This window comes from Variovorax multivorans (assembly GCF_051216835.1).
Classification (GTDB): domain Bacteria; phylum Pseudomonadota; class Gammaproteobacteria; order Burkholderiales; family Burkholderiaceae_C; genus Variovorax.
In genome coordinates this window covers 613,514-639,152 of the sequence record NZ_JBPJZL010000002.1, presented here as the reverse complement: position 1 = coordinate 639,152, position 25,639 = coordinate 613,514, and the positions used below count along the sequence as shown (strand labels likewise).

Annotated in this window: 25 protein-coding genes; 23 read left to right on the top strand and 2 right to left on the bottom strand. The window is 65.9% G+C overall.

Features of this window, described 5'->3' with window-relative positions; genetic code table 11:
* Positions 1-116: 116 nt before the first annotated feature.
* The 21 genes from ACSFCA_RS06595 (at position 117) to ACSFCA_RS06495 (ending at position 21,445) form a co-directional block, all read left to right on the top strand.
* Positions 117-4,871, top strand: a complete 4,755-nt coding sequence (locus ACSFCA_RS06595) for a glutamate synthase-related protein (protein ID WP_435459005.1) — start codon at positions 117-119, stop codon at positions 4,869-4,871.
* A gap of 34 nt (positions 4,872-4,905) precedes the next feature.
* Entirely contained in the window at positions 4,906-6,384 is a 1,479-nt protein-coding gene (locus tag ACSFCA_RS06590; RefSeq protein ID WP_435459004.1) for a glutamate synthase subunit beta, read from the top strand.
* A gap of 66 nt (positions 6,385-6,450) precedes the next feature.
* Positions 6,451-7,314, top strand: a complete 864-nt coding sequence (locus tag ACSFCA_RS06585) for an ABC transporter ATP-binding protein (protein WP_258350971.1) — start codon at positions 6,451-6,453, stop codon at positions 7,312-7,314.
* Positions 7,311-8,093, top strand: a complete 783-nt coding sequence (gene mlaE / locus ACSFCA_RS06580; protein ID WP_258350970.1) for a lipid asymmetry maintenance ABC transporter permease subunit MlaE — start codon at positions 7,311-7,313, stop codon at positions 8,091-8,093. Before ACSFCA_RS06585 ends, mlaE begins: the two co-directional genes overlap by 4 nt.
* A 40-nt stretch (positions 8,094-8,133) precedes the next feature.
* Positions 8,134-8,622 (top strand): outer membrane lipid asymmetry maintenance protein MlaD, encoded by a 489-nt coding sequence (mlaD, locus tag ACSFCA_RS06575; protein ID WP_093048574.1) that lies wholly within the window; start codon positions 8,134-8,136, stop codon positions 8,620-8,622.
* Positions 8,623-8,648: 26 nt separating this feature from the next.
* Positions 8,649-9,401 carry an MlaA family lipoprotein gene (locus ACSFCA_RS06570; RefSeq protein WP_435459003.1) on the top strand — a complete coding sequence of 251 codons (753 nt, stop codon included), beginning with the start codon at positions 8,649-8,651 and terminating at the stop codon, positions 9,399-9,401.
* A 156-nt stretch (positions 9,402-9,557) separates the two neighbouring features.
* Positions 9,558-10,214: an MlaC/ttg2D family ABC transporter substrate-binding protein gene (locus ACSFCA_RS06565; RefSeq protein ID WP_258350967.1), complete on the top strand. Its 657-nt coding sequence runs from the start codon at positions 9,558-9,560 to the stop codon at positions 10,212-10,214.
* A 13-nt stretch (positions 10,215-10,227) separates the two neighbouring features.
* On the top strand, positions 10,228-10,503 hold the full coding sequence (locus ACSFCA_RS06560; RefSeq protein ID WP_093048583.1) for an STAS domain-containing protein: 276 nt from the start codon (positions 10,228-10,230) through the stop codon (positions 10,501-10,503).
* 33 nt (positions 10,504-10,536) lie between these two features.
* Entirely contained in the window at positions 10,537-11,484 is a 948-nt protein-coding gene (locus ACSFCA_RS06555) for an ABC transporter ATP-binding protein (RefSeq protein ID WP_093048586.1), read from the top strand.
* Positions 11,481-12,245 carry an ABC transporter permease gene (locus tag ACSFCA_RS06550; RefSeq protein WP_258350966.1) on the top strand — a complete coding sequence of 255 codons (765 nt, stop codon included), beginning with the start codon at positions 11,481-11,483 and terminating at the stop codon, positions 12,243-12,245. The genes ACSFCA_RS06555 and ACSFCA_RS06550 overlap by 4 nt, the downstream gene beginning before the upstream one ends.
* A gap of 22 nt (positions 12,246-12,267) precedes the next feature.
* Positions 12,268-12,510 (top strand): BolA family protein, encoded by a 243-nt coding sequence (locus ACSFCA_RS06545; protein WP_093048598.1) that lies wholly within the window; start codon positions 12,268-12,270, stop codon positions 12,508-12,510.
* 41 nt (positions 12,511-12,551) lie between these two features.
* Positions 12,552-13,844: a UDP-N-acetylglucosamine 1-carboxyvinyltransferase gene (murA, locus tag ACSFCA_RS06540; RefSeq protein ID WP_435459002.1), complete on the top strand. Its 1,293-nt coding sequence runs from the start codon at positions 12,552-12,554 to the stop codon at positions 13,842-13,844.
* On the top strand, positions 13,841-14,482 hold the full coding sequence (gene hisG / locus ACSFCA_RS06535) for an ATP phosphoribosyltransferase (protein WP_435459001.1): 642 nt from the start codon (positions 13,841-13,843) through the stop codon (positions 14,480-14,482). Before murA ends, hisG begins: the two co-directional genes overlap by 4 nt.
* A gap of 26 nt (positions 14,483-14,508) precedes the next feature.
* Positions 14,509-15,834: a histidinol dehydrogenase gene (gene hisD, locus ACSFCA_RS06530; RefSeq protein WP_435459000.1), complete on the top strand. Its 1,326-nt coding sequence runs from the start codon at positions 14,509-14,511 to the stop codon at positions 15,832-15,834.
* A 35-nt stretch (positions 15,835-15,869) separates the two neighbouring features.
* Positions 15,870-16,700, top strand: a complete 831-nt coding sequence (locus ACSFCA_RS06525) for a hypothetical protein (protein WP_435458999.1) — start codon at positions 15,870-15,872, stop codon at positions 16,698-16,700.
* 5 nt (positions 16,701-16,705) lie between these two features.
* Positions 16,706-17,056: a hypothetical protein gene (locus ACSFCA_RS06520; protein ID WP_435458998.1), complete on the top strand. Its 351-nt coding sequence runs from the start codon at positions 16,706-16,708 to the stop codon at positions 17,054-17,056.
* Positions 17,053-18,147, top strand: coding sequence for a histidinol-phosphate transaminase (gene hisC / locus ACSFCA_RS06515; protein ID WP_435458997.1), 1,095 nt, complete (start codon positions 17,053-17,055; stop codon positions 18,145-18,147). The genes ACSFCA_RS06520 and hisC overlap by 4 nt, the downstream gene beginning before the upstream one ends.
* Positions 18,144-18,761 (top strand): imidazoleglycerol-phosphate dehydratase HisB, encoded by a 618-nt coding sequence (hisB, locus tag ACSFCA_RS06510; protein ID WP_093048619.1) that lies wholly within the window; start codon positions 18,144-18,146, stop codon positions 18,759-18,761. The genes hisC and hisB overlap by 4 nt, the downstream gene beginning before the upstream one ends.
* Before the next feature lie 19 nt (positions 18,762-18,780).
* On the top strand, positions 18,781-19,437 hold the full coding sequence (gene hisH / locus ACSFCA_RS06505; protein WP_435458996.1) for an imidazole glycerol phosphate synthase subunit HisH: 657 nt from the start codon (positions 18,781-18,783) through the stop codon (positions 19,435-19,437).
* Between the two features lie 63 nt (positions 19,438-19,500).
* Entirely contained in the window at positions 19,501-20,244 is a 744-nt protein-coding gene (gene hisA / locus ACSFCA_RS06500; protein ID WP_258350957.1) for a 1-(5-phosphoribosyl)-5-[(5-phosphoribosylamino)methylideneamino]imidazole-4-carboxamide isomerase, read from the top strand.
* Positions 20,245-20,263: 19 nt separating this feature from the next.
* The gene (locus tag ACSFCA_RS06495; protein WP_435458995.1) at positions 20,264-21,445 is read left to right on the top strand and encodes an AAA family ATPase; all 1,182 of its coding nucleotides are present in this window, start codon (positions 20,264-20,266) and stop codon (positions 21,443-21,445) included.
* Between the two features lie 111 nt (positions 21,446-21,556).
* Here the strand turns inward: ACSFCA_RS06495 and ACSFCA_RS06490 are convergent, their stop codons facing one another.
* Both ACSFCA_RS06490 and ACSFCA_RS06485 read right to left on the bottom strand, forming a co-directional pair.
* Entirely contained in the window at positions 21,557-22,477 is a 921-nt protein-coding gene (locus ACSFCA_RS06490; RefSeq protein ID WP_258350956.1) for an amino acid ABC transporter substrate-binding protein, read from the bottom strand.
* An 8-nt stretch (positions 22,478-22,485) separates the two neighbouring features.
* Positions 22,486-23,790, bottom strand: a complete 1,305-nt coding sequence (locus tag ACSFCA_RS06485) for a dicarboxylate/amino acid:cation symporter (protein ID WP_258350955.1) — start codon at positions 23,788-23,790, stop codon at positions 22,486-22,488.
* 167 nt (positions 23,791-23,957) lie between these two features.
* Here ACSFCA_RS06485 and ACSFCA_RS06480 point away from each other — a divergent pair, with 167 nt between their 5' ends.
* Both ACSFCA_RS06480 and hisF read left to right on the top strand, forming a co-directional pair.
* Positions 23,958-24,791 carry a D-hexose-6-phosphate mutarotase gene (locus tag ACSFCA_RS06480; RefSeq protein WP_258350954.1) on the top strand — a complete coding sequence of 278 codons (834 nt, stop codon included), beginning with the start codon at positions 23,958-23,960 and terminating at the stop codon, positions 24,789-24,791.
* A 22-nt stretch (positions 24,792-24,813) separates the two neighbouring features.
* Complete coding sequence (gene hisF, locus ACSFCA_RS06475; protein ID WP_093048640.1) at positions 24,814-25,599, top strand: imidazole glycerol phosphate synthase subunit HisF; 786 nt, start codon at positions 24,814-24,816, stop codon at positions 25,597-25,599.
* Positions 25,600-25,639 lie beyond the last annotated feature (40 nt).

Below are 25,639 nucleotides of genomic sequence, written 5' to 3'. Positions count from 1 at the left end.
AATTCCGATAAGAAAACTCAACATTTAATAAGAATCTGACCCCTATTAAAGTGTTTGGCATTCTTTGTGCATCGCAATATGCTCCCTTTCCCTGCGAAAACTGAAGGAGCGCGCCCATGACGACGGCTGCCGAGATTCAACATCTCCAAGAACACGGTCTGTATTCCGGTGCCGACGAGCACGATGCCTGCGGCGTCGGCTTCGTTGCACACATCAAGGGCGAAAAAAGCCATGCCATCGTGCTGCAGGGCTTGAAGATCCTCGAAAACCTCGACCATCGCGGCGCCGTGGGCGCTGACAAGCTGATGGGCGACGGCGCCGGCATCCTGATCCAGCTGCCCGACCACCTGTACCGCGAAGAAATGGCGAAGCAGGGCGTCACGCTGCCCCCGCCGGGCGAGTACGGCGTCGGCATGATCTTCCTGCCGAAGGAACACGCCTCGCGCGAGGCCTGCGAACAAGAGATGGAACGCGCCATCAAGGCCGAAGGCCAGGTGCTGCTCGGCTGGCGCGACGTGCCGGTCAACCGCGACATGCCCATGTCGCCCACCGTGCGCGAAAAAGAGCCGCTGCTGCGCCAGGTCTTCATCGGCCGCGGCAACGACGTGATCGTGCAGGACGCGCTGGAACGCAAGCTCTACGTGATCCGCAAGACCGCCAGCGCCAACATCCAGCGCCTGAAGCTCAAGCACAGCAAGGAATACTACGTTCCCAGCATGTCGAGCCGCACCGTGGTCTACAAAGGCCTGCTGCTGGCCGACCAGGTCGGTACCTACTACCTTGACCTGCAGGACAAGCGCTGCGTCTCGGCCCTGGGCCTGGTGCACCAGCGCTTCTCGACCAACACCTTCCCCGAGTGGCCGCTGGCCCACCCGTACCGCTACGTCGCCCACAACGGCGAAATCAACACGGTCAAGGGCAACTACAACTGGATGAAGGCACGTGAAGGCGTGATGTCGTCGCCGGTTCTGGGCGCCGACCTGCAAAAGCTCTACCCCATCAGCTTCGCCGGCCAATCCGACACCGCCACCTTCGACAACTGCCTGGAGCTGTTGACGATGTCCGGCTACCCCATCAGCCAGGCCGTGATGATGATGATTCCCGAGCCCTGGGAACAGCACGCCACCATGGACCCGCGCCGCCGCGCGTTCTATGAATACCACGCCGCCATGCTCGAGCCGTGGGACGGCCCGGCTTCCATCGTGTTCACCGACGGCCGCCAGATCGGCGCCACGCTCGACCGCAACGGCCTGCGCCCCTCGCGCTACTGCGTGACCGACGACGACCTGGTCATCATGGCGTCGGAGTCGGGCGTGCTGCCCGTGCCCGAGCAGAAGATCGTGCGCAAGTGGCGCCTGCAGCCCGGCAAGATGTTCCTGATCGACCTGGAGCAGGGCCGCATGATCGACGACGAGGAGGTCAAGTCCACCCTCGCCAACAGCAAGCCCTACAAGCAGTGGATCGAGAACCTGCGCATCAAGCTCGACAGCGTCAAGGCCGAGCCGGTCTCCGCGCCGCTCTCGCAAGTCGCGCTGCTCGATCGTCAGCAGGCCTTCGGCTACACCCAGGAAGACATCAAGTTCCTGATGAGCCCGATGGCGCAGGCTGGCGAAGAAGGCATCGGGTCCATGGGCAACGACAGCCCGCTGGCCGTGCTCTCCAGCAAGAACAAGCCGCTGTACAACTACTTCAAGCAGTTGTTCGCGCAGGTGACGAACCCGCCGATCGACCCGATCCGCGAAGCCATCGTGATGTCGCTGGTGTCCTTCATCGGCCCCAAGCCCAACCTGCTGGACATCAACCAGGTCAACCCGCCGATGCGGCTCGAAGTGAGCCAGCCGATCCTCGACTTCGCCGACATGGCGAAGCTGCGCGACATCGGCAAGTACACGCAGGGCAAGTTCAAGAGCTATGCGCTCGACATCACCTACCCGCTCGCCTGGGGCGACGAAGGCGTCGAAGCCAAGCTGGCCTCGCTGTGCGCCGAAGCGGTGGACGCCATCAAGGGCGGCCACAACATCCTGATCATCAGCGACCGCGGCGTGAGCCCGACGCAAGTGGCCATTCCCGCCGTGCTGGCCCTGTCGGCCGTGCACCAGTACCTCGTGCGCGAAGGCCTGCGCACCACCGCCGGCCTGGTTGTCGAGACTGGCTCGGCCCGCGAAGTGCATCACTTCGGCGTGCTGGCGGGCTACGGCGCCGAAGCCGTGCACCCCTACCTCGCCATGGAAACGCTGGCGGCCATGCACGCAGACCTGCCGGGCGACCTGAGCGCCGACAAGGCGGTCTACAACTACGTGAAGGCCATCGGCAAGGGTCTGTCGAAGATCATGTCGAAGATGGGTGTCAGCACCTACATGAGCTATTGCGGCGCGCAGCTGTTCGAAGCCATCGGCCTGAACAGCGAGACAGTGAGCAAGTACTTCACCGGCACCGCCAGCCGCGTGGAAGGCATCGGCGTCTTCGAGATCGCCGAAGAAGCCATCCGCATGCACAAGGCCGCCTTCGGTGACGACCCCGTGCTCTCCAACATGCTCGACGCTGGCGGCGAATACGCCTGGCGCACGCGCGGCGAAGAGCACATGTGGACGCCCGACGCCATCGCCAAGCTGCAGCACAGCACGCGCTCCAACAACTGGAACACGTACAAGGAATACGCGCAGCTCATCAACGACCAGAACCGCCGTCACCTCACGCTGCGCGGCCTGTTCGAGTTCAAGATCGATCCGGCCAAGGCCATCCCGGTGGACGAAGTCGAATCCGCCGCCGATATCGTCAAGCGCTTCGCCACCGGCGCGATGTCGCTCGGCTCGATCAGCACCGAGGCGCACTCCACGCTCGCCATTGCCATGAACCGCATCGGCGGCAAGAGCAACACCGGCGAAGGCGGCGAAGACCCCGCACGCTACCGCAATGAGCTCAAGGGCATCCCGATCAAGCTGGGCGACACGCTCAAGAGCGTGATCGGCGCCGAAAACGTCGAGGTCGACCTGCCGCTGAAGGACGGCGACTCGCTGCGTTCGCGCATCAAGCAGGTCGCGTCGGGCCGCTTCGGCGTCACAGCCGAGTACCTGCATTCGGCCGACCAGATCCAGATCAAGATGGCGCAGGGCGCCAAGCCGGGCGAGGGCGGTCAGCTGCCGGGCGGCAAGGTCACCGAGTACATCGGCAAGCAGCGCTATGCCGTGCCGGGCGTGGGCCTCATTTCGCCGCCGCCGCACCATGACATCTACTCGATCGAAGACTTGGCGCAGCTCATTCACGACCTGAAGAACACCGCCCCGCACGCCAGCATCAGCGTGAAACTGGTGAGCGAAATCGGCGTGGGCACCATCGCGGCCGGCGTGGCCAAGTGCAAGAGCGACCACGTCGTGATCGCCGGCCATGACGGCGGCACGGGCGCCTCGCCCTGGTCGTCGATCAAGCATGCGGGCAGTCCGTGGGAAATCGGCCTGGCCGAAACGCAGCAGACGCTGGTGCTCAACCGCCTGCGCAGCCGCATCCGCGTGCAGGCCGACGGCCAGATGAAGACCGGCCGCGACGTCGCCATCGGTGCACTGCTGGGCGCCGACGAGTTCGGCTTTGCCACCGCCCCGCTGGTGGTCGAGGGCTGCATCATGATGCGCAAGTGCCACCTGAACACCTGCCCGGTGGGCGTGGCCACGCAAGACCCGGTGCTGCGCAAGAAGTTCTCGGGCAAGCCCGAGCATGTCGTCAACTACTTCTTCTTCGTTGCCGAAGAAGTGCGCCAGATCATGGCCCAGCTCGGCATCCGCAAGTTCGACGACCTGATCGGCCGCGCCGACCTGCTCGACATGCGCAAGGGCATCGAGCACTGGAAGGCCTCGGGCCTGGACTTCAGCCGCCTGTTCGCGCTGCCTAACGTGCCGGCCGACGTGCCGCGCTTCCATGTCGAGAACCAGGATCACGGCCTCGACAAGGCGCTGGACGTGAAGCTCATCGAAAAATCGCGTCCCGCCATCGACAAGGGCGAGAAGGTGCAGTTCATCGAGGTGGCGCGCAACGTCAACCGCTCGGTGGGCGCAATGCTTTCGGGCGCGCTGACCAAGGTGCATCCGCAGGGCCTGCCTGACGATTCGATCCGCATCCAGCTCGAAGGCACGGGCGGCCAGTCGTTCGGTGCCTTCCTGGCACGCGGCATCACGCTGTACCTGATTGGTGACGCCAACGACTACACCGGCAAGGGCCTTTCGGGCGGCCGCGTGGTGGTGCGCCCCAGCCTCGACTTCCGCGGCGAAGCGGTGCGCAACACCATCGTCGGCAACACCGCGCTGTACGGCGCGACCACCGGCGAGGCCTACCTGTGCGGTGTGGCCGGCGAGCGCTTTGCGGTGCGCCTGTCGGGCGCCACGGCGGTCATCGAAGGCACCGGCGACCACGGTTGCGAATACATGACCGGCGGCACGGTGGCCGTGCTCGGCAAGACGGGCCGCAACTTCGCGGCCGGCATGAGTGGCGGCGTTGCCTTCGTCTACGACGAAGACGGCCAGTTCGCCACGCGCTGCAACCTCTCGATGGTTTCGCTCGACAAGGTGCTGACCTCGGCCGAGCAGACCGCGAGCGTGCATCGCAAGATCTGGCACGGCGGCGTCACCGACGAAGCGCAGCTGAAGAAGCTGCTCGAAGAGCACCACCGCTGGACGGGCAGCAAGCGCGCACGCGAGCTGCTCGACAACTGGGCCGTGTCGCGCACGAAGTTCGTGAAGGTGTTCCCGAACGAATACAAGCGCGCGCTGGCCGAGCTGCACGACCGCAAGGTCGAGCTCACCAGCAGCGGCAACAACGCGCACATCGGCCTCGAGCCGCACGCGCTGGCTCCCGCACCGCAAACGGCCCCGGCTTCGGTCTGAGCGCCCACGAGTACAGAGAACAAAGGAAAGCACGATGGGAAAGATCACCGGCTTCATGGAGCATGAGCGTGTCGAAGAGGGCTACAAGCCCATCGAAGAGCGCGTCAAGCACTACAAGGAATTCGTCGTCGGCCTGGACACCGAACAGGCCAAGGTGCAGGGCGCGCGCTGCATGGACTGCGGCACGCCGTTCTGCAACAGCGGCTGCCCGGTCAACAACATCATTCCGGACTTCAACGACCTCGTGTACCGCAACGACTGGCAGAACGCCTTCGCGGTGCTCGACTCGACCAACAACTTCCCCGAGTTCACCGGCCGCATCTGCCCCGCGCCCTGCGAGGCAGCCTGCGTGCTCAACGTGAACGACGACGCGGTCGGCATCAAGTCGCTGGAGCACGCGATCATCGACCGCGCCTGGGACGAAGGCTGGGTGGCGCCGCGCGTCGCCAAGCACAAGACCGGCAAGAAGGTGGCGGTGGTGGGTTCGGGCCCGGCCGGCATGGCGGCCGCACAGCAGCTCGCGCGCGCCGGCCACGACGTGACGCTGTTCGAGAAGAACGACCGCGTCGGCGGCCTGCTGCGCTACGGCATCCCCGACTTCAAGATGGAGAAGTCGCACATCGATCGCCGCGTCGAGCAGATGAAGGCCGAAGGCGTGACCTTCCGCACCGGCGTGATGGTCGGTGCCGCGAAAGACCCGCTGGGCAAGGGCTCCAAGGTCACGAACCTGGCCAAGGAAACCGTCACGCCCGAACAACTGCAGAAAGAGTTCGATGCCGTGCTGCTCACAGGCGGTGCTGAGCAGTCGCGCGACCTGCCGGTGCCCGGCCGCGACCTCGACGGCATTCACTTCGCGATGGAGTTTTTGCCTCAGCAGAACCGTGTCAACGCGGGCGACAAGGTCAAGGGCCAGCTGCGCGCCGACGGCAAGCACGTCATCGTCATCGGCGGTGGCGACACCGGCTCCGACTGCGTGGGCACCAGCAACCGCCATGGCGCGGTCAGCGTCACGCAGTTCGAGCTGATGCCCCAGCCGCCCGAGGAAGAAAACCGCCCGCTGACCTGGCCGTACTGGCCGATCAAGCTGCGCACCAGCTCCAGCCATGAAGAGGGCTGCGAGCGCGAGTTCGCGATCTCCACCAAGGAATTCATCGGCGAAAAGGGCAAGGTCACCGGCCTGAAGACCGTTCGCGTCGAATGGAAGGACGGCAAGATGCAGGAAGTGGCCGGCAGCGAGCAGATCCTCAAGGCCGATCTGGTGCTGCTCGCGATGGGCTTCATCAGCCCCGTGGCCACCGTGCTCGACGCCTTCGGCGTGGAGAAGGATGCCCGCGGCAACGCCAAGGCCACGGTCGACTTCATCGGCGGCTATGTCACCAACATTCCGAAGGTTTTTGCCGCCGGCGACATCCGCCGCGGACAGTCGCTGGTGGTGTGGGCCATTCGTGAAGGCCGACAGGCCGCGCGCTCGGTGGATGAGTTCCTGATGGGGTTCAGCGACCTGCCGCGCTGAATTTTGTTTCAATTTCGCGGGGCCGGCCACGGCCCCGTTATCATCCGCGTCAAACCGCATGCCGGGATGCTTGAAAAAGCGCCCGGCTTTTTTATTGAGATGGACCCAGCCGCACCACTGCCACATCCCTTCGTAGAGTTCCGCGACGTCACGTTCGGCTATGGCGCACGCGCCATCCTCGACGGCGTTTCGTTCTCCGTGCCGCGAGGCAAGGTAACGGCTCTGATGGGGGCATCGGGCGGTGGCAAGACCACCGTGCTTCGCCTGATCGGCGGGCAGCAGAAGGCCCAGCGCGGCGAGGTGCTCTTCGACGGCCACGATGTCGGCAAGTTCGATGCAACCTCGCTCTATGCAGCGCGGCGTCGCATGGGCATGCTGTTCCAGTTCGGCGCGCTGTTCACCGACATGACCGTGTTCGACAACGTGGCGTTTCCGCTGCGCGAGCACACACAACTCTCCGAAGCGCTGGTGCGCGACGTGGTGCTCATGAAGCTCGATGCCGTCGGCCTGCGCGGTGCGCGCGACCTGATGCCCAGCGAGGTGTCGGGCGGCATGGCGCGGCGCGTGGCGCTGGCGCGCGCCATCGCGCTCGACCCCGACCTCGTGATGTACGACGAACCTTTCGCCGGGCTCGACCCGATCTCGCTCGGCACCGCCGCGCGTTTGATCCGCCAGCTCAACGACACGCTCGGGCTCACAAGCATCATCGTGTCGCACGATCTCGAAGAAACCTTCCGCATCGCCGACCACGTGATCATCCTGGCCAACGGCGGCATCGCCGCACAGGGCACGCCCGACGAAGTGCGCCACAGCGCCGATCCGCTGGTCCATCAGTTCGTCAATGCGCTGCCCGACGGGCCGGTGCGTTTCCACTACCCCGGCGTCAGCATCGAGGACGACTTCGGCAATGTCGAAGGAGGGCGCTCATGAGCTGGTGGAAGCCCGCAGACGTCGGCTTCGGCGTGCGCCGCCATCTGGCCAACCTGGGCTATGGCGCGAAGCTGTTCATGCGCCTGGTTGGCCCGGGCGCGCAGATCATGCGCCGCTTCGGGCTGGTGCGTGACCAGATCCATTTCCTGGGTAACTACTCGCTCGCGATCATCGGCGTGTCGGGGCTGTTCGTGGGCTTCGTGCTCGGGCTGCAGATGTACTACGCGCTGCAGCGCTACGGTTCTTCCGAAGCGCTCGGCCTGCTGGTCACGCTGAGCCTGGTGCGCGAGCTCGGGCCCGTGGTGGCGGCCTTGCTGTTCACCGGGCGCGCGGGCACATCGCTCACTGCCGAGATCGGTCTCATGAAGGCCGACGAGCAGCTGAGCGCCATGGAAATGATGGCGATCGACCCGGTGCAGCGCGTGCTCGCGCCGCGTTTCTGGGCTGGCGTCATCACCATGCCGCTGCTGGCGGCTGTGTTCAGCGCGGTCGGCATCATGGGCGGCTACGTGGTGGGCGTGCTGATGCTGGGTGTCGACCCGGGCGCGTTCTGGGGCCAGATGCAGGGCGGCGTCGATGTGTGGCGCGACGTCGGCAACGGCGTCATCAAGAGCATCGTCTTCGGTTTTACCGTGACCTTCATCGCGCTGCTGCAGGGCTACGAAGCCCAGCCCACGCCCGAAGGCGTGTCGCGCGCGACCACGCGGACCGTGGTGACGGCATCGCTGGCGGTGCTGGGGCTGGACTTCCTCCTGACCGCCATGATGTTCAGTATCTAAAGAGGCTCGGCCTCCATCGTTCTAGACAGAGAGTCAAACCATGCAACGTTCCAACAACGACATCTGGGTCGGCCTGTTCGTGCTGATCGGCGCGGCGGCGCTGCTGTTTCTCGCGCTGCAGTCGGCCAACCTGCTGAGCCTGAATTTCCAGAAGACCTATTCGGTGACCGCGCGCTTCGACAACATCGGCGGGCTCAAGCCGCAAACCGCTGTGAAGAGCGCGGGGGTTGTGGTCGGCCGTGTGGAATCCATCTCCTTCAACGACAAGTCCTTTCAGGCCGACGTCACGCTGGCTTTGCAAAACCGCTACAGTTTTCCCAAGGACAGCTCGCTCAAGATCCTGACCAGTGGCCTGCTCGGTGAGCAGTACATCGGGATCGAGGCGGGCGCCGAAGACAAGAACTTGCAGGCCGGCGACACCATCACCTCGACCCAGTCGGCCGTGGTGCTGGAAAACCTGATCAGCCAGTTCCTGTACAGCAAGGCGGCCGAAGGCAATTCGACGCCTGGAACAGCCAACAAGAAATGAAAACACGATCTTTTTTGTCTTCTGCTATGAATAACGTAGCAATTCGCGCCCGTTGGGTGGGCGCCGCAGCTTTTCTTGCACTGATGGCCGGTTGCGCCACCGGACCCAACGCCAATCCGGCCGACCCTCTCGAGCCGTTCAACCGCGGGGTCTCGCGCTTCAACGACACCGTTGACGATGCAGTGCTCGTTCCCGTGGCCACGGCCTACCAGAAGGCGCTGCCTTCGATGGTGCGCACCGGCGTGAACAACTTCTTCGGCAACATCGGCGATGTCTGGAGCCTGGCCAACAACGTGGCCCAGCTCAAGCTGCAGAACAGCGCCGAGACCTTCATGCGCCTGAACGTCAACACCTTCTTCGGGCTTGGAGGCCTGTTGGACGTTGCGACCGAGGCCGGCATTCCCCGCCACGAGGAAGACTTCGGCCAGACTCTGGGCTACTGGGGCGTGGGCCCGGGCCCGTACGTCGTGCTGCCGCTGCTGGGCTCCTCGACGCTGCGCGACACCGCGGCCAAGCCGGTCGATATGTACGGCGACCCGCTGGGCTATGTGGAAGACATCCCCTGGCGCAATTCGCTGACGGTGCTGCGCATCGTTGACACGCGCTCGCAGTACCTGCGTGCGAGCCGACTGCTCGGCGATGCGGCGCTCGACAAGTATTCGTTCACGCGCGATGCGTTCCTGCAGCGCCGCCGCAGCCAGGTCTACGACGGCAATCCGCCGGACGACGGCGGTGGTAGCGACGGTGCCGGCAGCGACGGTGGTGGCGGCGACAAGTAAGCCGCAAGAGGAGGGAAGGCTGCTTGCATCCGGTTGCAAGGCTTCACCTCCCGGACAGGAACCCGGTCGGCCCCAGGGGGCTCGAATCCGTTCCTGTCTCAGCACCCGGTTTTTTCGGGTGACTGCAGATTTTCAAACTTGAATGAGGGACTCTTCATGAACAACAAGACCTTGCAACGTCGCGATCTTGGCCGCCTGGTGCTGGCCGGTGCCCTGCTGTTCGGTGCGGCTGTCGCCTTCGTCCAGCCCGCCCGTGCCGCCGACGAAGCGCCCGATGCGCTCGTCAAGCGCCTCTCGACCGACGTGCTCGAAACGATCAAGGCCGACTCGTCCATCAAGTCGGGCGACGTCAACAAGATCATGCTGCTGGTCGACAGCAAGATCATGCCCAACGTCAACTTCCAGCGCATGACGGCCTCGGCAGTCGGCCCGGCCTGGCGCACTGCAACGCCCGAGCAGCAAAAACGCCTGCAGGACGAGTTCAAGGCCCTGCTGGTGCGCACTTATGCCGGCGCGCTCGACCAGGTGACCGACCAGACCGTCACCATCCGCCCGTTCCGCGGCTCGCCCGACGATAAGGACGTGCTGGTGCGCACCGAGGTCCAGGGCCGTGGCGATCCGGTGCAGCTCGACTACCGCCTCGAAAAGACCCCCGGCCAGGGCGCCGGCTGGAAGGTCTACAACCTGAATGTGCTGGGCGTGTGGCTGGTCGACACCTACCGCACCCAGTTCGCGCAGGAAATCAACAAGAACGGCATCGACGGCCTGATCGCCGCGCTGGCCGCGCGCAACAAGGGCAACAGCAAGGGCTGACCGGGCGCACGCGATGCTGGTCCTGCCCACCCGACTCACTCACGACGAGGCCCCCGCCTGCATGCGCATGCTGCAGCAGGGGCTGAAAGGCCAGGCCGACTCGTCGTCCACTGTGGTCGACGCGACCGCTCTGGCCCAGTTCGATTCATCGGCGCTGGCCGTACTGCTCGAATGCAGGCGCGAGTCGAGCGCGCTGGGCCGCGGCTTCTCCGTCAAAGGCCTGTCGCCTCGCTTGCGCGAACTCGCGGCGCTGTATGGCATTGCGGGCCTTTTGCCCGCCGCGCCCTGAAAAAGTAACGGCCCCTTAAAATCGCGGGCTCCCATGCCCGCGATTTCATTTCAATCGGTCTCCAAGACCTACCCCCCCTCCAGACAACAAAAAGCCCAGGGCAAGCCAGGGCTCAAGGCTGTCGACGAGGTCAGCTTCCAGATCGAACCGGGCGAATTCTTCGGCCTGCTCGGCCCGAACGGCGCGGGCAAGACCACCCTGATCAGCATGCTCGCGGGCCTGTCGCGGCCCACGGCCGGTGCCATCAGCGTCCATGGCTTCGACGTGCAGCGCGACTTTGCGCAGGCGCGCCGCCAGCTTGGCATCGTGCCGCAGGAGCTGGTGTTCGACCCCTTCTTCAACGTGCGCGAATCGCTGCGCATCCAGTCGGGCTACTTCGGCATCAAGAACAACGAGGCCTGGATCGACGAGCTGCTGCAAAGCCTGGGCCTCGCCGACAAGGCCACGGCCAACATGCGCCAGCTCTCGGGTGGCATGAAGCGCCGGGTGCTGGTGGCACAGGCGCTGGTGCACAAGCCGCCGGTGATCGTGCTCGACGAGCCCACGGCCGGTGTCGACGTCGAACTGCGCCAGACGCTCTGGCAGTTCGTCGCCCGGCTCAACAAGCAGGGCAGCACCGTGCTGCTCACCACCCATTACCTCGAAGAGGCCGAGGCACTGTGCAGCCGCATCGCGATGCTCAAGCAGGGCCGCGTGATCGCACTCGACCGCACCAGCGAACTGCTGAAATCGGCCGCGAGCAACGTGCTGCGCTTCAAGACCGATGCCATGCTGCCCTGGGCCATTGCCCAGCACGCGCGCATCACCGGGCGCATCGTGCAGCTGCCGGCGCAGAACGCCCATGAAGTCGAACAACTGCTGGCCGCCATCCGCGAAGCCGGCGTCGCGGTGGAAGACGTGGAAATGCGCAAGGCCGACCTGGAAGACGTGTTCATCGACCTGATGGCAGGCGAGCAAACCCCGTTGGAGGTCGCGCGATGATGGCCGTCACGGGTTGGCGCGCGCTGCTCTACAAGGAGACGCTGCGTTTCTGGAAGGTCGGCTTCCAGACCGTGGGGGCGCCAGTGCTCACCGCGCTGCTGTACCTGATGGTGTTCGGCCACGTGCTCGAAGACCACGTGAAGGTCTACGGCACGGTCGGCTACACGGCCTTCCTGGTGCCCGGCCTCGTGATGATGAGCGTGCTGCAGAACGCCTTTGCCAACAGCTCGTCGTCGATCATCCAGAGCAAGATCATGGGCAACCTGGTCTTCGTGCTGCTCACGCCGCTGTCGCACTGGGGCTGGTTCTTCGCCTATGTGGGCTCGTCGATCATCCGCGGGCTGGCCGTGGGGCTCGGTGTGTTCGTCGTGACGGTGCTGTTCGCGCAGCCGAGTTTCGTCGCGCCGGTCTGGATCATCGTGTTCGCGCTGCTGGGCTCGGCCATGCTGGGCACGCTGGGCCTCATCGCCGGTCTCTGGGCCGAGAAGTTCGACCAGATGGCGGTGTTCCAGAACTTCCTGATCATGCCCATGACCTTCCTGTCGGGCGTGTTCTATTCGATCGGCTCGCTGCCCCCGTTCTGGCAGAGCGTGAGCCACCTGAACCCGTTCTTCTACATGATCGACGGCTTCCGCTACGGTTTCTTCGGCGTGAGCGACGCCTCGCCCTGGCTCAGCCTGGGCATCGTCGGCACCGCTTGGCTGGTGGTGAGCGCGATTGCCGTCCACCTGCTTCGCATCGGCTACAAAATCCGGGGCTGAACAAAGCCTCTTCCCACACCCCATGACCGCCGAACAACTCCAGGCCCTGATCCAGTCCCATCTCCCGTGCGAGCACATCACGCTCGAGGGCGATGGCCGACATTGGTACGCCACCATCGTCTCGGCCGAATTCGAGGGCAAGCGCTCGATCCAGCGCCATCAGCGGGTCTACGCCACCCTCGGTGCGAAAATGCACACCGACGAGGTGCACGCGCTTTCGATGAAGACCTACACGCCGGCCGAATGGGCGGCAGTGGAAAAATAACTCCCGGCCCCTCGTGGCCTCCTGACTTCGCTGGAACTTCGATGGACAAACTTCTGATTCGCGGCGGGCGAGAGCTCCGCGGCGAAGTACTCATTTCCGGCGCCAAGAACGCCGCGCTGCCCGAGCTGTGCGCGGCGCTGCTGACCGACCAGCCCGTGACGCTGCACAACGTGCCGCGCCTGCAGGACGTGTCGACCATGCTCAAGCTGGTGCGCAACATGGGCGTGACGGCCGAGCGGGATGACAACGGCACCGTCCGCTTGAATGCCGGCGATCTCGGCAACCCCGAGGCGCCCTACGAGCTGGTCAAGACCATGCGCGCCTCCGTGCTGGCCCTGGGCCCGCTGCTGGCGCGCTTCGGCCATGCCAAGGTGTCGCTGCCGGGCGGCTGCGCCATCGGCTCGCGGCCGGTCGACCAGCACATCAAGGGCCTGCAGGCCATGGGCGCCGAGATCGTGGTCGAGCACGGCTACATGGTCGCGCGCCTGCCCGAAGGCCGCACCCGCCTGAAGGGCGCGCGCATCCTGACCGACATGGTCACCGTCACCGGCACCGAGAACTTCCTCATGGCCGCCGCGCTGGCCGAGGGCGAAACGCTGCTCGAAAACGCCGCGCAGGAGCCCGAGATCGTCGACCTCGCGGAAATGCTGATCCGCATGGGTGCGAAGATCGAAGGCCACGGCTCCAGCCACATCCGCATCCAGGGCGTCGAGAAGCTGCACGGCTGCGAGCACGCCGTGGTGGCTGACCGCATCGAGGCCGGCACCTTCCTGTGCGCGGTTGCGGCCACGGGCGGCGAGGCCTTCCTGCGCCACGCGCGCGGCGACCACCTCGACGCCGTGATCGACAAGCTGCGCGACGCGGGCTGCACCGTTGCCTCCGAAAAAGACGGCGTGCGCATCAGCTCCAAGGGCCCGGCCTACGAGCACCTGAAGGCGCAGAGCTTCAGCACCACCGAGTACCCGGGCTTTCCGACCGACATGCAGGCCCAGTTCATGGCCCTGAACGTGATCGCGCGCGGCGCCTCGATGGTCACCGAGACCATCTTCGAGAACCGCTTCATGCACGTGAACGAGATGGTGCGCCTGGGCGCACGTATTCACGTCGAAGGCAAGGTGGCGATGGTCGAGGGCGTGCAGCAGCTCTCGGGTGCCACCGTGATGGCCACCGACCTGCGCGCCTCGGCCAGCCTGGTCATCGCCGGCCTCGTGGCCGAGGGCGAGACGCTGGTCGACCGCATCTACCACCTCGACCGGGGCTACGACCGCATGGAGTCCAAGCTGCGCGGCCTGGGCGCCGACATCGAACGACTGACCGGAGCTGCCGCCGCATGATCACCTTGGCTCTTTCCAAAGGCCGCATCTTCGAAGAGACGATGCCCCTGCTGGCCGCCGCCGGCATCGAGGTCACCGAAGACCCCGAGAAGTCGCGCAAGCTGATTCTCGAAACAACCCGCCCCGACGTGCGCGTGGTGCTGGTGCGCGCCTCCGACGTGCCCACCTACGTGCAGTACGGCGGCGCCGACCTTGGCGTGACCGGCCTCGACGTGCTGCTCGAGCACGGCAACCAGGGCCTGTACCAGCCGCTCGATCTGCGCATTGCGGCCTGCCGCCTCAGCGTGGCTGTGCGCGCCGACTACGACTACGCCTCGGCCGTCAAGCAGGGCTCGCGCCTGCGCGTGGCGACCAAGTACGTGGGCCTGTCGCGCGACTTCTTCGCCAGCAAGGGCGTGCACGTCGACCTGATCAAGCTCTACGGCAGCATGGAGCTGGCGCCGCTCACGGGCCTGGCCGACGCAATCGTCGACCTGGTTTCGACCGGCAACACGCTCAAGGCCAACCACCTCGTCGAGGTCGAACGCATCATGGACATCAGCGCGCGCCTCGTAGTGAACCAGGCCGCGCTGAAGCTCAAGCGCGAGCCGATCCGCCGCATCGTCGACGCGTTTGCGTCCGCCATTCCTTCCGCCTGAATCCCATCCACCCACGCACCACGCACATGACTCTGAAAGCAGCCCCCGCCCGTCTGTCCACGACTTCAGCCAGCTTCGACGCTGAATTCAAGGCGCGGCTGCATTGGTCCGCGGACGACGACGCGGCCATCGAGAAGGTGGTGGCCGACATCCTCGCCGACGTGCAGAAGCGCGGCGACGATGCGGTACTGGAGTACACCAACCGCTTCGACAAGCTCGATGCAAAGACGCTGCCGGAGCTGGAGCTGACGCAAGCCGAACTCAAGGCCGCCTTCGAGGCGCTGCCGGCCGCTCAGCGCGACGCGCTCGAAGCCGCCGCGCGCCGTGTGCGCAGCTATCACGAGGCCCAGAAGAAGGCCAGCGGCGAAAGCTGGAGCTACCGCGATGCCGATGGCACGTTGCTCGGCCAGAAGGTCACGCCGCTCGACCGCGTCGGCATCTATGTGCCGGGCGGCAAGGCCGCGTACCCGTCGAGCGTGCTGATGAACGCCATTCCGGCGCACGTTGCGGGCGTGGGCGAAATCATCATGGTGGTGCCGACGCCGAAGGGCGAAAAGAACCAGCTCGTGCTCGCCGCCGCCTATGTGGCCGGCGTCACGCGCGGCTTCACCATCGGCGGCGCGCAGGCCGTGGCGGCGCTGGCCTACGGCACCGCCACCATCCCCGCCGTCGACAAGATCACCGGCCCCGGCAACGCCTACGTGGCAGCCGCCAAGCGCCGCGTGTTCGGCACCGTGGGCATCGACATGATCGCGGGCCCGAGCGAAATTTTGGTGCTGGCCGACGGCACCACGCCGCCCGAGTGGGTGGCCATGGACCTGTTCAGCCAGGCCGAGCACGACGAGCTGGCCCAGAGCATCCTGCTGTGCCCCGACGCTGCCTACATCGACCGCGTGCAGGCCGAGATCGACCGCTTGCTGCCGGCCATGCCGCGCGCGGAAATCATCGCCGCCTCGCTCAACGGCCGCGGCGCGCTGATCCACACGAAGAGCATGGAAGAGGCCTGCGAGATCAGCAACCGCATCGCCCCCGAGCATCTGGAAGTCAGCAGCAGCAGCGAACCGAACCGCTGGGAGCCGTTGCTGCGCCACGCCGGTGCGATCTTCCTCGGCGCCTTCACCAGCGAAAGCCTGGGCGACTACTGCGCTGGCCCGAACCACGTGCTGCCCACCAGCGGCACGGCGCGCTTTTCCAGCCCGCTGGGCGTGTACGACTTCCAGAAGCGCTCCAGCCTGATCGAGGTCAGCGAAGCCGGCGCCCAGGTGCTGGGCCCGATCGCCGTGACGCTGGCCGAGGGCGAGGGCCTGCAGGCGCACGCCGAAGCCGCCCGGATGCGGCTGCGTAAGATCTGAGCTCAAACAACCGGTCACCGGGAGGAGCAAGCAAGATGATCGATCGTCTCCGTCATTCGCGTCTTTTTCGATTCGCCACGGGTCTCGTTGCGGGCGCCGCACTGCTGGCCGCCTGCAGCCAGATGCCGCAGGCGCCGCGCACGTCGGCTGCCCTGAGTGCCACGCCCAGCGCCGCTCCGGCTGCGCCCGCGCTGCAGCTCGGCACGCAATGGGGCGAGGGCCTCGAATCGAAGACCCGCACGGTCATCACCAAGCGCCTGTCCGACCAGCCGGACGACGTGGCCTTGCTGGGCTACAACGAGGCCTCTGCCGTTCGCCGCTCCGTGGGCAGCAATCCTGAGAGCCGCCTGAGCCTGATGCTGGCCGACGGCGACGTCGAATGGTCGGTGCTCGGCGAAGACAGCCGCCCGCTGCCGCTGCAGCGCGCCCGTCGAGGCAGTGGCGGCGAAGACATGTTCCGCCTCGCCGGCGTGCAGGGCTCGCGCTACACGCTGCGCTTTCGCAATCTCAGCGAGCGCAACTACGAGGTGATCGCCACGGTCGACGGCCTCGACGTGCTCAACGGCAAGCCCGGTAGCCTGCGCAATGGCGGCTACGTGCTGCGTCCGCTGCAGGCGCTCACCATCGAAGGCTTCCGCAAGAGCGAGAACGAGGTCGCGGCCTTCCGCTTTTCCGCGCCCGGCCGTGCCTACGCGGCGAACACCGAAGCTGGTGACGTGCGCAACATCGGCGTGATCGGCGCCGCGCTGTTCGAACTCGAAGAGCGCGACGCACCGCGCCGCCAGCGCCGCGACGCCACCCCGTCGCAGCCCAGCGCCTTCCCGGCCGACGGCGCCTATGCGCCGCCGCCGCGCTACCGCAAGTGATGCCGATGAAGCGTGCCGCCGCCTTCCTGCTGCTCGCGCTGGCGGCCGCCACCGGCGCGCAGGCCATGAGCATCCGCGAACTGCACACGCTCGAAGCCAGCGAGAAAGACGGCAAGGCCTACGCCAGCTACTACCTGGTCGGCGTGCTCGAAGGCCTGCGCGAAGGCGTCGAATCGTCGCAGCGCAACGGGCAGAAGCCCGTGTTCTGCGTCGAGGGCCGCCGCCTCGAACCCTCCATGGCGCGTTCGCTCTACCAGACCGAGCTGACCCGCAACGCCGACAGTTACGAAGCCGACATGCCAGTGCAACTGGTCATGGCCGGCGCCCTCCGAAACAGCTACCGCTGCACCCGATGACCGCTGCTCCCGAATCCATCCGCCCGCCGCTCGACCGCATTCGCAACGACGTGCGGTCCATGCATGCCTACGCGGTGCAGGACGCGCGCGGCTTCGTCAAGCTCGACGCCATGGAAAACCCCTTCGGCCTGCCGCCCGCGCTGCAGGCCGAACTCGGCGCGCGCCTCGGTGCGCTGGCGCTCAACCGCTACCCGGGCGAGCGCGGCGCCGACCTGCAGCGCGCGCTGGCCGCGCACGCGCAGATGCCCGAAGGCTTCAGGCTGATGATGGGCAACGGCTCGGACGAGCTGATCTCGCTGCTGGCCATTGCCTGCGACGTGCCCGGCGCCACCGTGCTGACACCCGTGCCTGGCTTCGTCATGTACGCCATGAGCGCGAAGCTGCAGGGCCTGAAGTTCGTCGGCGTGCCGCTCACGGCCGACTTCGAGCTGGACGAAGCCGCCATGCTGGCCGCCATCGCGAGCGAGAAGCCCGCCATCGTCTACCTCGCGTACCCGAACAACCCGACCGCCAACCTCTGGGACGACGCCGTCGTCGAGAAGATCGTCGAAGCCCAGGGCGCGCAGGGCGGCCTGGTGGTGATCGACGAGGCCTACCAGCCCTTCGCCGCCCGCAGCTACATCGACCGCCTGGCGAAGCACGGCCACGTGCTGCTGATGCGCACGCTCAGCAAGTTCGGCCTGGCCGGCATCCGCCTGGGTTACATGATGGGGCCGGCCGTGCTGGTCGCCGAGATCGACAAGGTGCGCCCGCCCTACAACATCAGCGTGCTCAACTGCGAGTGCGCGCTGTTCGCGCTGGAGCACGCCGAGGTGTTCGAGGCGCAGGCCCGGCAGATCCGCGAGGAGCGCGAGCGCCTGATGATGGGGCTCGGCCGCCTGCCCGGCGTGAAGACCTGGCCCAGCGACGCCAACATGATTCTTTTGCGCGTGCCCGATGCCGCCAAGACCTTCGAGGGCATGAAGGCACACGGGGTTCTGATCAAGAACGTTTCTAAAATGCACGAACTGCTCGCAAACTGCCTGCGCCTCACCGTCGGAACGGCCGACGAGAATGCGCGGATGCTCGCGGCACTCGAAGCCTCACTATGACCACCCCCACCAACCCGGGCAGCGCCGATCGCACCGCGACGGTCACCCGCAACACCGCCGAGACGAAGATCACCGTCAGCGTCAACCTCGACGGCACCGGCAAGGCCAAGCTTGCTACCGGTATCGGCTTCTTCGACCACATGCTCGACCAGATCGCCCGCCACGGGCTGATCGACCTCGACATCGACTGCCAGGGCGACCTGCACATCGACGGTCATCACACGGTGGAAGACGTCGGCATCACGCTGGGCCAGGCCGTGGCCAAGGCCATCGGCGACAAGAAGGGCATCCGCCGCTACGGCCACGCATACGTGCCGCTCGACGAGGCGCTGAGCCGTGTGGTCATCGACTTCTCGGGCCGTCCCGGCCTCGTGATGCACGTGCCGTTCACCAGCGGCATGATCGGCACCTTCGACAGCCAGCTCACCTACGAGTTCTTCCAGGGCTTCGTGAACCACGCCTTCGTCACGCTGCACATCGACAACCTCAAGGGTGTCAATGCGCACCACCAGTGCGAGACGGTGTTCAAGGCCTTCGCGCGCGCCATGCGCGGCGCGCTCGAACTCGACCCGCGTTCCGTCGGCGTCATTCCCTCGACGAAGGGCTCGCTCTGAACGCGTTCGTCCATCAGCTATGAAATCTGTAGCAAATACCGTTGCCGTGGTCGACTACGGCATGGGCAACCTGCACTCCGTGTCGCAGGCCGTGCGCCATGCGGCCGACCAGGTCGGCGTGGAGGTGTTCGTCACCTCCGACCCCGACGTGGTCCGCAAGGCGACCCGCGTGGTGCTGCCGGGGCAGGGCGCCATGCCCGACTGCATGCGCGAGCTGCGCGACTCCGGCCTGCAGGAGTCGGTGCTCGAAGCTGCGGCGAGCAAGCCGCTGTTCGGCGTGTGCGTGGGCATGCAGATGATGCTGTCGCGCAGCGACGAGGGCCCGACCGACGGCCTGGGCCTCATTCCTGGCGAGGTCGTCAAGTTCGACCTGGCTGGCCGCCTGCAGCCCGACGGCAGCCGCTTCAAGGTGCCTCAGATGGGCTGGAACCAGGTGCGCCAGGCCCAGCCGCACGCCGTGTGGGCGGGGGTGCCCGACCAGAGCTACTTCTACTTCGTGCACAGCTTCTATGCCTGCCCGGCTGACCCCAAACACAGTGTGGGCGAGGCGGAATACGGCGCAAGCTTTACCGCAGCCATCGCACGCGATAACATTTTTGCAACCCAGTTCCACCCGGAGAAGAGTGCGGACCACGGGCTGCAGCTCTATCGCAACTTCCTCCACTGGAATCCCTGAACCTATTTTCCCGACCGGGCCGAACCTCTCACAGCCCGGATTCCGCACACTCGCGTCACTTCCATGCTCCTCATTCCCGCCATTGATCTCAAAGACGGCCACTGCGTTCGCCTCAAGCAGGGCGACATGGACCAGTCCACCATCTTCAGCGAAGACCCCGCTGCCATGGCCCGCAAGTGGGTCCAGGCCGGCGCGCGCCGGCTGCACCTGGTCGATCTGAATGGCGCCTTCGCCGGCAAGCCGCAGAACCACGCGGCCATCAAGGCGATCCTGAAAGAGGTGGGCGACGACATTCCGGTGCAGCTCGGCGGCGGCATCCGCGACCTCGACACCATCGAGCGCTACATCGACGACGGCCTGCGCTACGTGATCATCGGCACCGCCGCGGTCAAGAACCCCGGCTTCCTGAAAGACGCCTGCAGCGCCTTCGGCGGCCACATCATCGTGGGCCTGGACGCCAAGGACGGCAAGGTCGCCACCGACGGCTGGAGCAAGCTCACGGGCCACGAGGTGGCCGACCTGGGCAAGAAGTTCGAGGACTACGGCGTCGAGTCGATCATCTACACCGACATTGGCCGCGACGGCATGCTCTCGGGTATCAACATCGAAGCCACCGTCAAGCTCGCACAGGCGCTGACCATTCCGGTGATCGCCTCGGGCGGCCTGTCGAACATGGCCGATATCGACAAGCTCTGCGCAGTCGAATCCGACGGCGTCGAGGGTGTGATCTGCGGCCGCGCCATCTATTCGGGCGACCTCGATTTCGCCGCCGCGCAGGCTCGCGCGGACGAACTGGCCGGCGCCTGACGCCTTTACCGCGCAGCGCGTGCTCTCCGCGCTCGCCATCGCCAATTACCGCTCGCTGCGGCAGCTGACCGTGCCGCTGGGCCGGCTCACGGTCGTGACCGGGGCCAACGGCAGCGGCAAGTCGAGCGTGTACCGGGCGATGCGGCTGTTGGCCGACATTGCCAATGGCGGCGTGATCCGCTCGCTGGTGCGCGAAGGCGGGCTTTCATCGACTTTGTGGGCAGGGCCCGAGCGCTTCTCGGCGGCCATGTTGCGGGGCGAGGTGCCGGTGCAGGGCACCCGGCGAAATGAGCCGGTTGCGCTGAAGCTTGGGTTTGCCGGTAGTGAGTCCGATGAGTTCGGCTACGCGATCGATATCGGCCTGCCACCGCCGTCACCACCCATGCCGCCCACGGCTTTCTCGCACGATCCCGAAATCAAGCACGAGGCCATCTGGAGCGGCCCGCTGCTGCGGCCCTCGATGCACCTCGTCGACCGCAAGGGGGCCGCGCTGCGCCTGCGCGAAGGCAAGAGCTGGCAGGCTGTCGGCCGGCCGATTCCCGCCTTCGCCAGCATGATGACGGAGCATGCCGATCCGCGCGACGCACCCGAGATGCTCACTCTGCGCGAGCAGATGCGCTCCTGGCGCTTCTACGACCACTTCCGCTCGGACGCCGATGCGCCCGCGCGCCAGCCGCAACTGGGCACCTACACGCCGGTGCTGGCCAACGACGGCGCCGACCTGGCCGCGGCATTGCAGACCATCCGCGAGATCGGCGACGGCGAAGCGCTCGACCGCGCGGTGGACGACGCCTTTCCCGGCGCAAGCATCGAGGTTCAGGTGACGGGCGACCGCTTCGAGACGCTGATGCACCAGCACGGCCTGCTGCGGCCCCTTACAGCCGCCGAACTCTCTGACGGCACCCTGCGCTACCTGTTGTGGATCGCGGCGCTGCTGACGCCCCGTCCGCCCGCGCTGCTGGTGCTCAACGAGCCGGAGACCAGCCTGCACCCCGATTTGCTGCCCGCGCTCGGGCGGTTGATTGCGCAGGCGGCGCGCCAGTCGCAGGTGATCGTGGTGTCGCACGCCGCCCGGCTGATCGCCGCGCTGGACGACAGCGAAGGCCTGCAGCCGGTGGTGCTCGAAAAGCAGTTCGGCGAAACGCGCATCGCCAACCTCGACATGAGCGAAATACCGCGCTGGGAGTGGCCAGCGCGGTGATCCTGTTGGCCCCCCGGCTTTTCACTCCGCTTCGCTGCGTGTAATTCGCCACCCCCCGAGGGGGAGGCGCGGCCCGCCTTGGGGCGGCCCGGCGGCGGCCGCGGGCCAGGTTTATTCGGCCTTCACCGACATCGTCTGGATGATCGTTTCCAGCTGTGCACTCATCGGCAGGTTGATGCTTTCTCCCGACGGCAGCTTGCGCAGGAACCAGCGCTTGTATTGCCGCTCGATCTCGCCGTCTTCAGCCAGCACCTGGAAGGTGTCGACGACCACCTTGTTCAGCTGCGGGTCGCCCTTGCGGTACATGATCCCGTAGGGGTCGTAGGAGAGGAAATCGCCGACCACCTCGTAGTCGGCCTTGGCGGCGTCTTGTGCGATCAGGCCGTAGAGCAGCACGTCGTCGGTCGCGAAGGCGTCGGCCTGGCCGCTCTTCACCAGCCCGAACGACTCCGCATGGTCGCGCGTCACCTGCAGGTTGATGTTCAGCTTGAATTTTTCCGACAGGTCGCGCAGCGTCTTCTCGTTGGTGGTGCCGGCCGTGACGGCCACCTTCCTGCCCGCGAGGTCGCGGAACGACTTGATCGGCGAGCCCTTCTTCACCAGCACCTTGGTGCCCGAGACGAACATCGTGGGCGAAAAGCTCACGCGTTTCTGGCGTTCGAGGTTGTTGGTGGTCGAGCCGCATTCCAGGTCGACCTTGCCGCTGGCGACAGCGTCGATGCGCGAGTCGGACGTGACGGGCACCCACTTGATCGTGAGGCTCCTGTTCACTGCGTCTTCGATGGCCGTTACCAGCGCGCGGCAGAGCTCGATCGAATAGCCGATCGGCTCCTTGCGCGCATTGAGGTACGAGAACGGCACCGACGACTCGCGGTAGCCGATGGTGATGGCGCCGGTTTCGCGGGCCTTGGCGAGGGTGCCGGTCAGCGCGGTGGGTGCCTGTTCCTGCGCCTGTGCCGGCCCCGCCAGCACGAATGCGGCGGCGGCCAGCAGTCCTGCGAGGAAAACCGACAGCGTGGCCTTGGGCTTCATGGCGCGCCTCACGCGTGGGCGGGGTGGGCGAGGGTGGCGCTGGCTTCCTCGTCGAGTGCCTTGGCGTTGACCTCGGCATCGCTCTCGGACATCAGCTCGCCCTCCCACTTGGCAACCACGGCGGTGGCGATGGAGTTGCCCACTGCGTTGGTGGCCGAGCGGCCCATGTCGAGGAAGGTGTCCACGCCCAGGATCAGCAGCAGGCCGGCCTCGGGAATGTCGAAGTGGTTCAGCGTGGCGGCAATCACCACCAGCGAAGCGCGCGGCACGCCGGCCATGCCCTTGGAGGTGAGCATCAGGATCAGCAGCATGGTGATCTGCGTGCTGATCGGCATGTGGATGTTGTAGGCCTGCGCGATGAAGAGCACGGCGAAGGTGCAGTACATCATCGAGCCGTCGAGGTTGAACGAATAGCCCATCGGCATCACGAAGCTGGAGATCTTGCGCTTCACGCCGAAACGGTCGAGCGCCTGCAGGATCTTCGGGTAGGCCGCTTCCGAACTGGCAGTGGCAAACGACAGCAGGAAGGCTTCCTTGATGAGCACCAGCAGCTTGAACACGCGCGGGCCGAGGAACAGGAAGCCCGCCAGCACCAGCACGCTCCACAGCACGAACAGGCCCAGGTAGAAGTCGCCCATGAACACCGCGAACTTCAGCAGGATGCCCAGGCCGTTGACGGCCACCGTGGCGGCCATGGCGGCCAGCACAGCGAGCGGCGCAATCTTCATGACGTAGCCGGTGATCTTGAGCATGGCGTGCGACAGCTCCTCGATGGCGGCGACCAGCGTCTTGGCCTTGTCGCCCAGCGAGGCGAGCGCCACGCCGAAGAACATCGAGAACACCACGATCTGCAGGATCTCGTTGTTGGCCATGGCCTCGACGAAGGACTTCGGCACCGTGTGGCTCACGAAGTCTTTCAGCGTGAATTTGGAGGTGGCCAGGTTGGCCGAGGCGCCGATGTCGGGCAGCGGCAGGCCGAGGTTTTCGCCGGGCTTGAGCAGGTTGGCCATGACCAGGCCGATGACCAGCGAGATCAGCGAGGCTGTGAGAAACCAGCCGATGGCCTTGCCGAACACGCGGCCGACCGACTTGGCGTCGCCCATGTGCGCGATGCCCACCACCAGCGTGGAGAACACCAGCGGGCCGATCAGCATCTTGATCAGGCGCAGGAACACGTCCGAGATGATGGAGACGTAGTCTGCGATTTCTTTCGCGGCTTTCTTGTCCGGAAAGCTGGAGAAGATCATGTAGCCCACGATGATGCCGAGCACCATCGCGATCAGGATCCAGGCGGCCATCGGCAGCTTCTTCATGCGTATCCCCTTGTCGTGTGAGAGTAGTTTTTCCGAGTGCACGGGACCGACTTGCACGTTGTCCCTCGATGCAAGCGATCACAGGGTATCCAAGAAGGCCCCGGGCACGCAATGGCCCTTGATGCCAATTCCGTGCCACGGTGCGGGTGCTGCCTACAATTCTCGCCATGGAAATCACCCCGATCGAGTTTCGCGGCCAGCCTGCATTGCGTGCCAACGGCATCGATGGGAGCACCCTCACGGTGGCCTTGCATGGGGCGCAAGTGCTCTCGTGGACCGCGGCTGACGGGGTGGAAAGGCTCTACCTGAGCCCTTCGGCGGTGTTCGACGGGCACACGGCCATCCGCGGCGGCGTGCCCATTTGCTGCCCCCAATTCAACCAGCGCGGCATGTTGCCCAAGCATGGATTCATGCGCAATTTGCCTTGGGCGCACGAGGTTTCGGACACGCCCGAAACGCTGAGGCTGACGCTTCGCGACTCCGAAGCCACCAGAAAGCTCTGGCCGCACGCTTTTGAGGCGCGGCTTGAAGCCACTTTGTCCGGCGGCCAGCTGTGCACGACGCTCACGCTGCTCAACATCGACCGCGCGCCCTGGACCTTTGCCGCCGCGCTGCACACCTACCTGCGCGTCGACGACATCGCCAACGTGCGGCTAGAGGGCCTGCAGGGCGCCAACCGATGGGATTCGCTGCGCGACGACCGCTGGGTGGAAACCGCGGCAGCGTTGCATTTCGATGCAGAGTTCGACAGCGTCTATGCCGCGCCCGCCCAGCCGCTGCGGCTGGTTCAGCCGGGCGGCAAGCTCGAGATCTCCCAAAGCGCGAGCTGCAGCGAAACCGTGGTCTGGAACCCCGGCGCGGTGCTCGGTGCGAAACTCGCCGACATGCCTGCCGATGGCTTTCGCCACATGCTCTGCGTGGAGGCCGCTCGCATCGACGAGCCCGTGCTGTTGATGCCCGGCGCCCAATGGCAGGGCTGGCAACAGCTCCGCGTTCTCTGATTTCTTACCGGTTTTTCACTCCATGCTCGCCAAACGCATCATTCCCTGCCTCGACGTCACCGGTGGCCGCGTCGTCAAGGGCGTCAACTTCCTCGAACTGCGCGATGCCGGCGATCCGGTCGAGATCGCCGCGCGTTACAACGCGCAGGGCGCCGACGAACTGACCTTTCTCGACATCACCGCCACCAGCGACGGTCGCGACCTGATCCTGCCGATCATCGAGGCGGTGGCTTCTCAGATCTTCATTCCGCTGACCGTGGGCGGTGGCGTGCGCACGGTGGCCGATGTGCGCCGGCTGCTCAACGCCGGAGCCGACAAGACCAGCTTCAACTCGGCCGCCATCGCCGATCCGCAGGTGATCAGCGACGCGGCGCAGAAGTACGGCTCGCAATGCATCGTGGTCGCCATCGACGCCAAGCGCCGCAGCCCCGAAGAAGCCGCCACCCGCGGCGCGGGCTGGGACGTGTACAGCCATGGCGGGCGCAAGAACACCGGCCTGGACGCCGTCGAATGGGCGACCGAGATGGCGCGCCGCGGCGCCGGCGAGATCCTGCTGACCAGCATGGACCGCGATGGCACCAAGAGCGGCTTCGACCTGGAATTGACCCGCGCGGTGAGCAACGCCGTCAGCGTGCCGGTGATCGCCTCGGGCGGCGTGGGCAGCCTCGACGACCTGGCCGACGGCATCCAGACCGGCGGCGCCGACGCGGTGCTGGCGGCCAGCATCTTCCACTACGGCGAGCACACGGTGGGCGAGGCCAAGGCCCGCATGGCCGCGCGGGGCATCCCGGTGCGAATCGACGCTTGAACCGCGTCCAAAGGGTCTTTTCCTATCCCCGACAATACTT

Coding starts and splice junctions, on each gene's coding strand:
- ACSFCA_RS06595 (WP_435459005.1), top strand. CDS start 117: ATGACGACGGCTGCCGAGATTCAACATCTCCAAGAACACGGTCTGTAT.
- ACSFCA_RS06590 (WP_435459004.1), top strand. CDS start 4,906: ATGGGAAAGATCACCGGCTTCATGGAGCATGAGCGTGTCGAAGAGGGC.
- ACSFCA_RS06585 (WP_258350971.1), top strand. CDS start 6,451: ATGCTTGAAAAAGCGCCCGGCTTTTTTATTGAGATGGACCCAGCCGCA.
- mlaE (WP_258350970.1), top strand. CDS start 7,311: ATGAGCTGGTGGAAGCCCGCAGACGTCGGCTTCGGCGTGCGCCGCCAT.
- mlaD (WP_093048574.1), top strand. CDS start 8,134: ATGCAACGTTCCAACAACGACATCTGGGTCGGCCTGTTCGTGCTGATC.
- ACSFCA_RS06570 (WP_435459003.1), top strand. CDS start 8,649: ATGAATAACGTAGCAATTCGCGCCCGTTGGGTGGGCGCCGCAGCTTTT.
- ACSFCA_RS06565 (WP_258350967.1), top strand. CDS start 9,558: ATGAACAACAAGACCTTGCAACGTCGCGATCTTGGCCGCCTGGTGCTG.
- ACSFCA_RS06560 (WP_093048583.1), top strand. CDS start 10,228: ATGCTGGTCCTGCCCACCCGACTCACTCACGACGAGGCCCCCGCCTGC.
- ACSFCA_RS06555 (WP_093048586.1), top strand. CDS start 10,537: ATGCCCGCGATTTCATTTCAATCGGTCTCCAAGACCTACCCCCCCTCC.
- ACSFCA_RS06550 (WP_258350966.1), top strand. CDS start 11,481: ATGATGGCCGTCACGGGTTGGCGCGCGCTGCTCTACAAGGAGACGCTG.
- ACSFCA_RS06545 (WP_093048598.1), top strand. CDS start 12,268: ATGACCGCCGAACAACTCCAGGCCCTGATCCAGTCCCATCTCCCGTGC.
- murA (WP_435459002.1), top strand. CDS start 12,552: ATGGACAAACTTCTGATTCGCGGCGGGCGAGAGCTCCGCGGCGAAGTA.
- hisG (WP_435459001.1), top strand. CDS start 13,841: ATGATCACCTTGGCTCTTTCCAAAGGCCGCATCTTCGAAGAGACGATG.
- hisD (WP_435459000.1), top strand. CDS start 14,509: ATGACTCTGAAAGCAGCCCCCGCCCGTCTGTCCACGACTTCAGCCAGC.
- ACSFCA_RS06525 (WP_435458999.1), top strand. CDS start 15,870: ATGATCGATCGTCTCCGTCATTCGCGTCTTTTTCGATTCGCCACGGGT.
- ACSFCA_RS06520 (WP_435458998.1), top strand. CDS start 16,706: ATGAAGCGTGCCGCCGCCTTCCTGCTGCTCGCGCTGGCGGCCGCCACC.
- hisC (WP_435458997.1), top strand. CDS start 17,053: ATGACCGCTGCTCCCGAATCCATCCGCCCGCCGCTCGACCGCATTCGC.
- hisB (WP_093048619.1), top strand. CDS start 18,144: ATGACCACCCCCACCAACCCGGGCAGCGCCGATCGCACCGCGACGGTC.
- hisH (WP_435458996.1), top strand. CDS start 18,781: ATGAAATCTGTAGCAAATACCGTTGCCGTGGTCGACTACGGCATGGGC.
- hisA (WP_258350957.1), top strand. CDS start 19,501: ATGCTCCTCATTCCCGCCATTGATCTCAAAGACGGCCACTGCGTTCGC.
- ACSFCA_RS06490 (WP_258350956.1), bottom strand. CDS start 22,477: ATGAAGCCCAAGGCCACGCTGTCGGTTTTCCTCGCAGGACTGCTGGCC.
- ACSFCA_RS06485 (WP_258350955.1), bottom strand. CDS start 23,790: ATGAAGAAGCTGCCGATGGCCGCCTGGATCCTGATCGCGATGGTGCTC.
- ACSFCA_RS06480 (WP_258350954.1), top strand. CDS start 23,958: ATGGAAATCACCCCGATCGAGTTTCGCGGCCAGCCTGCATTGCGTGCC.
- hisF (WP_093048640.1), top strand. CDS start 24,814: ATGCTCGCCAAACGCATCATTCCCTGCCTCGACGTCACCGGTGGCCGC.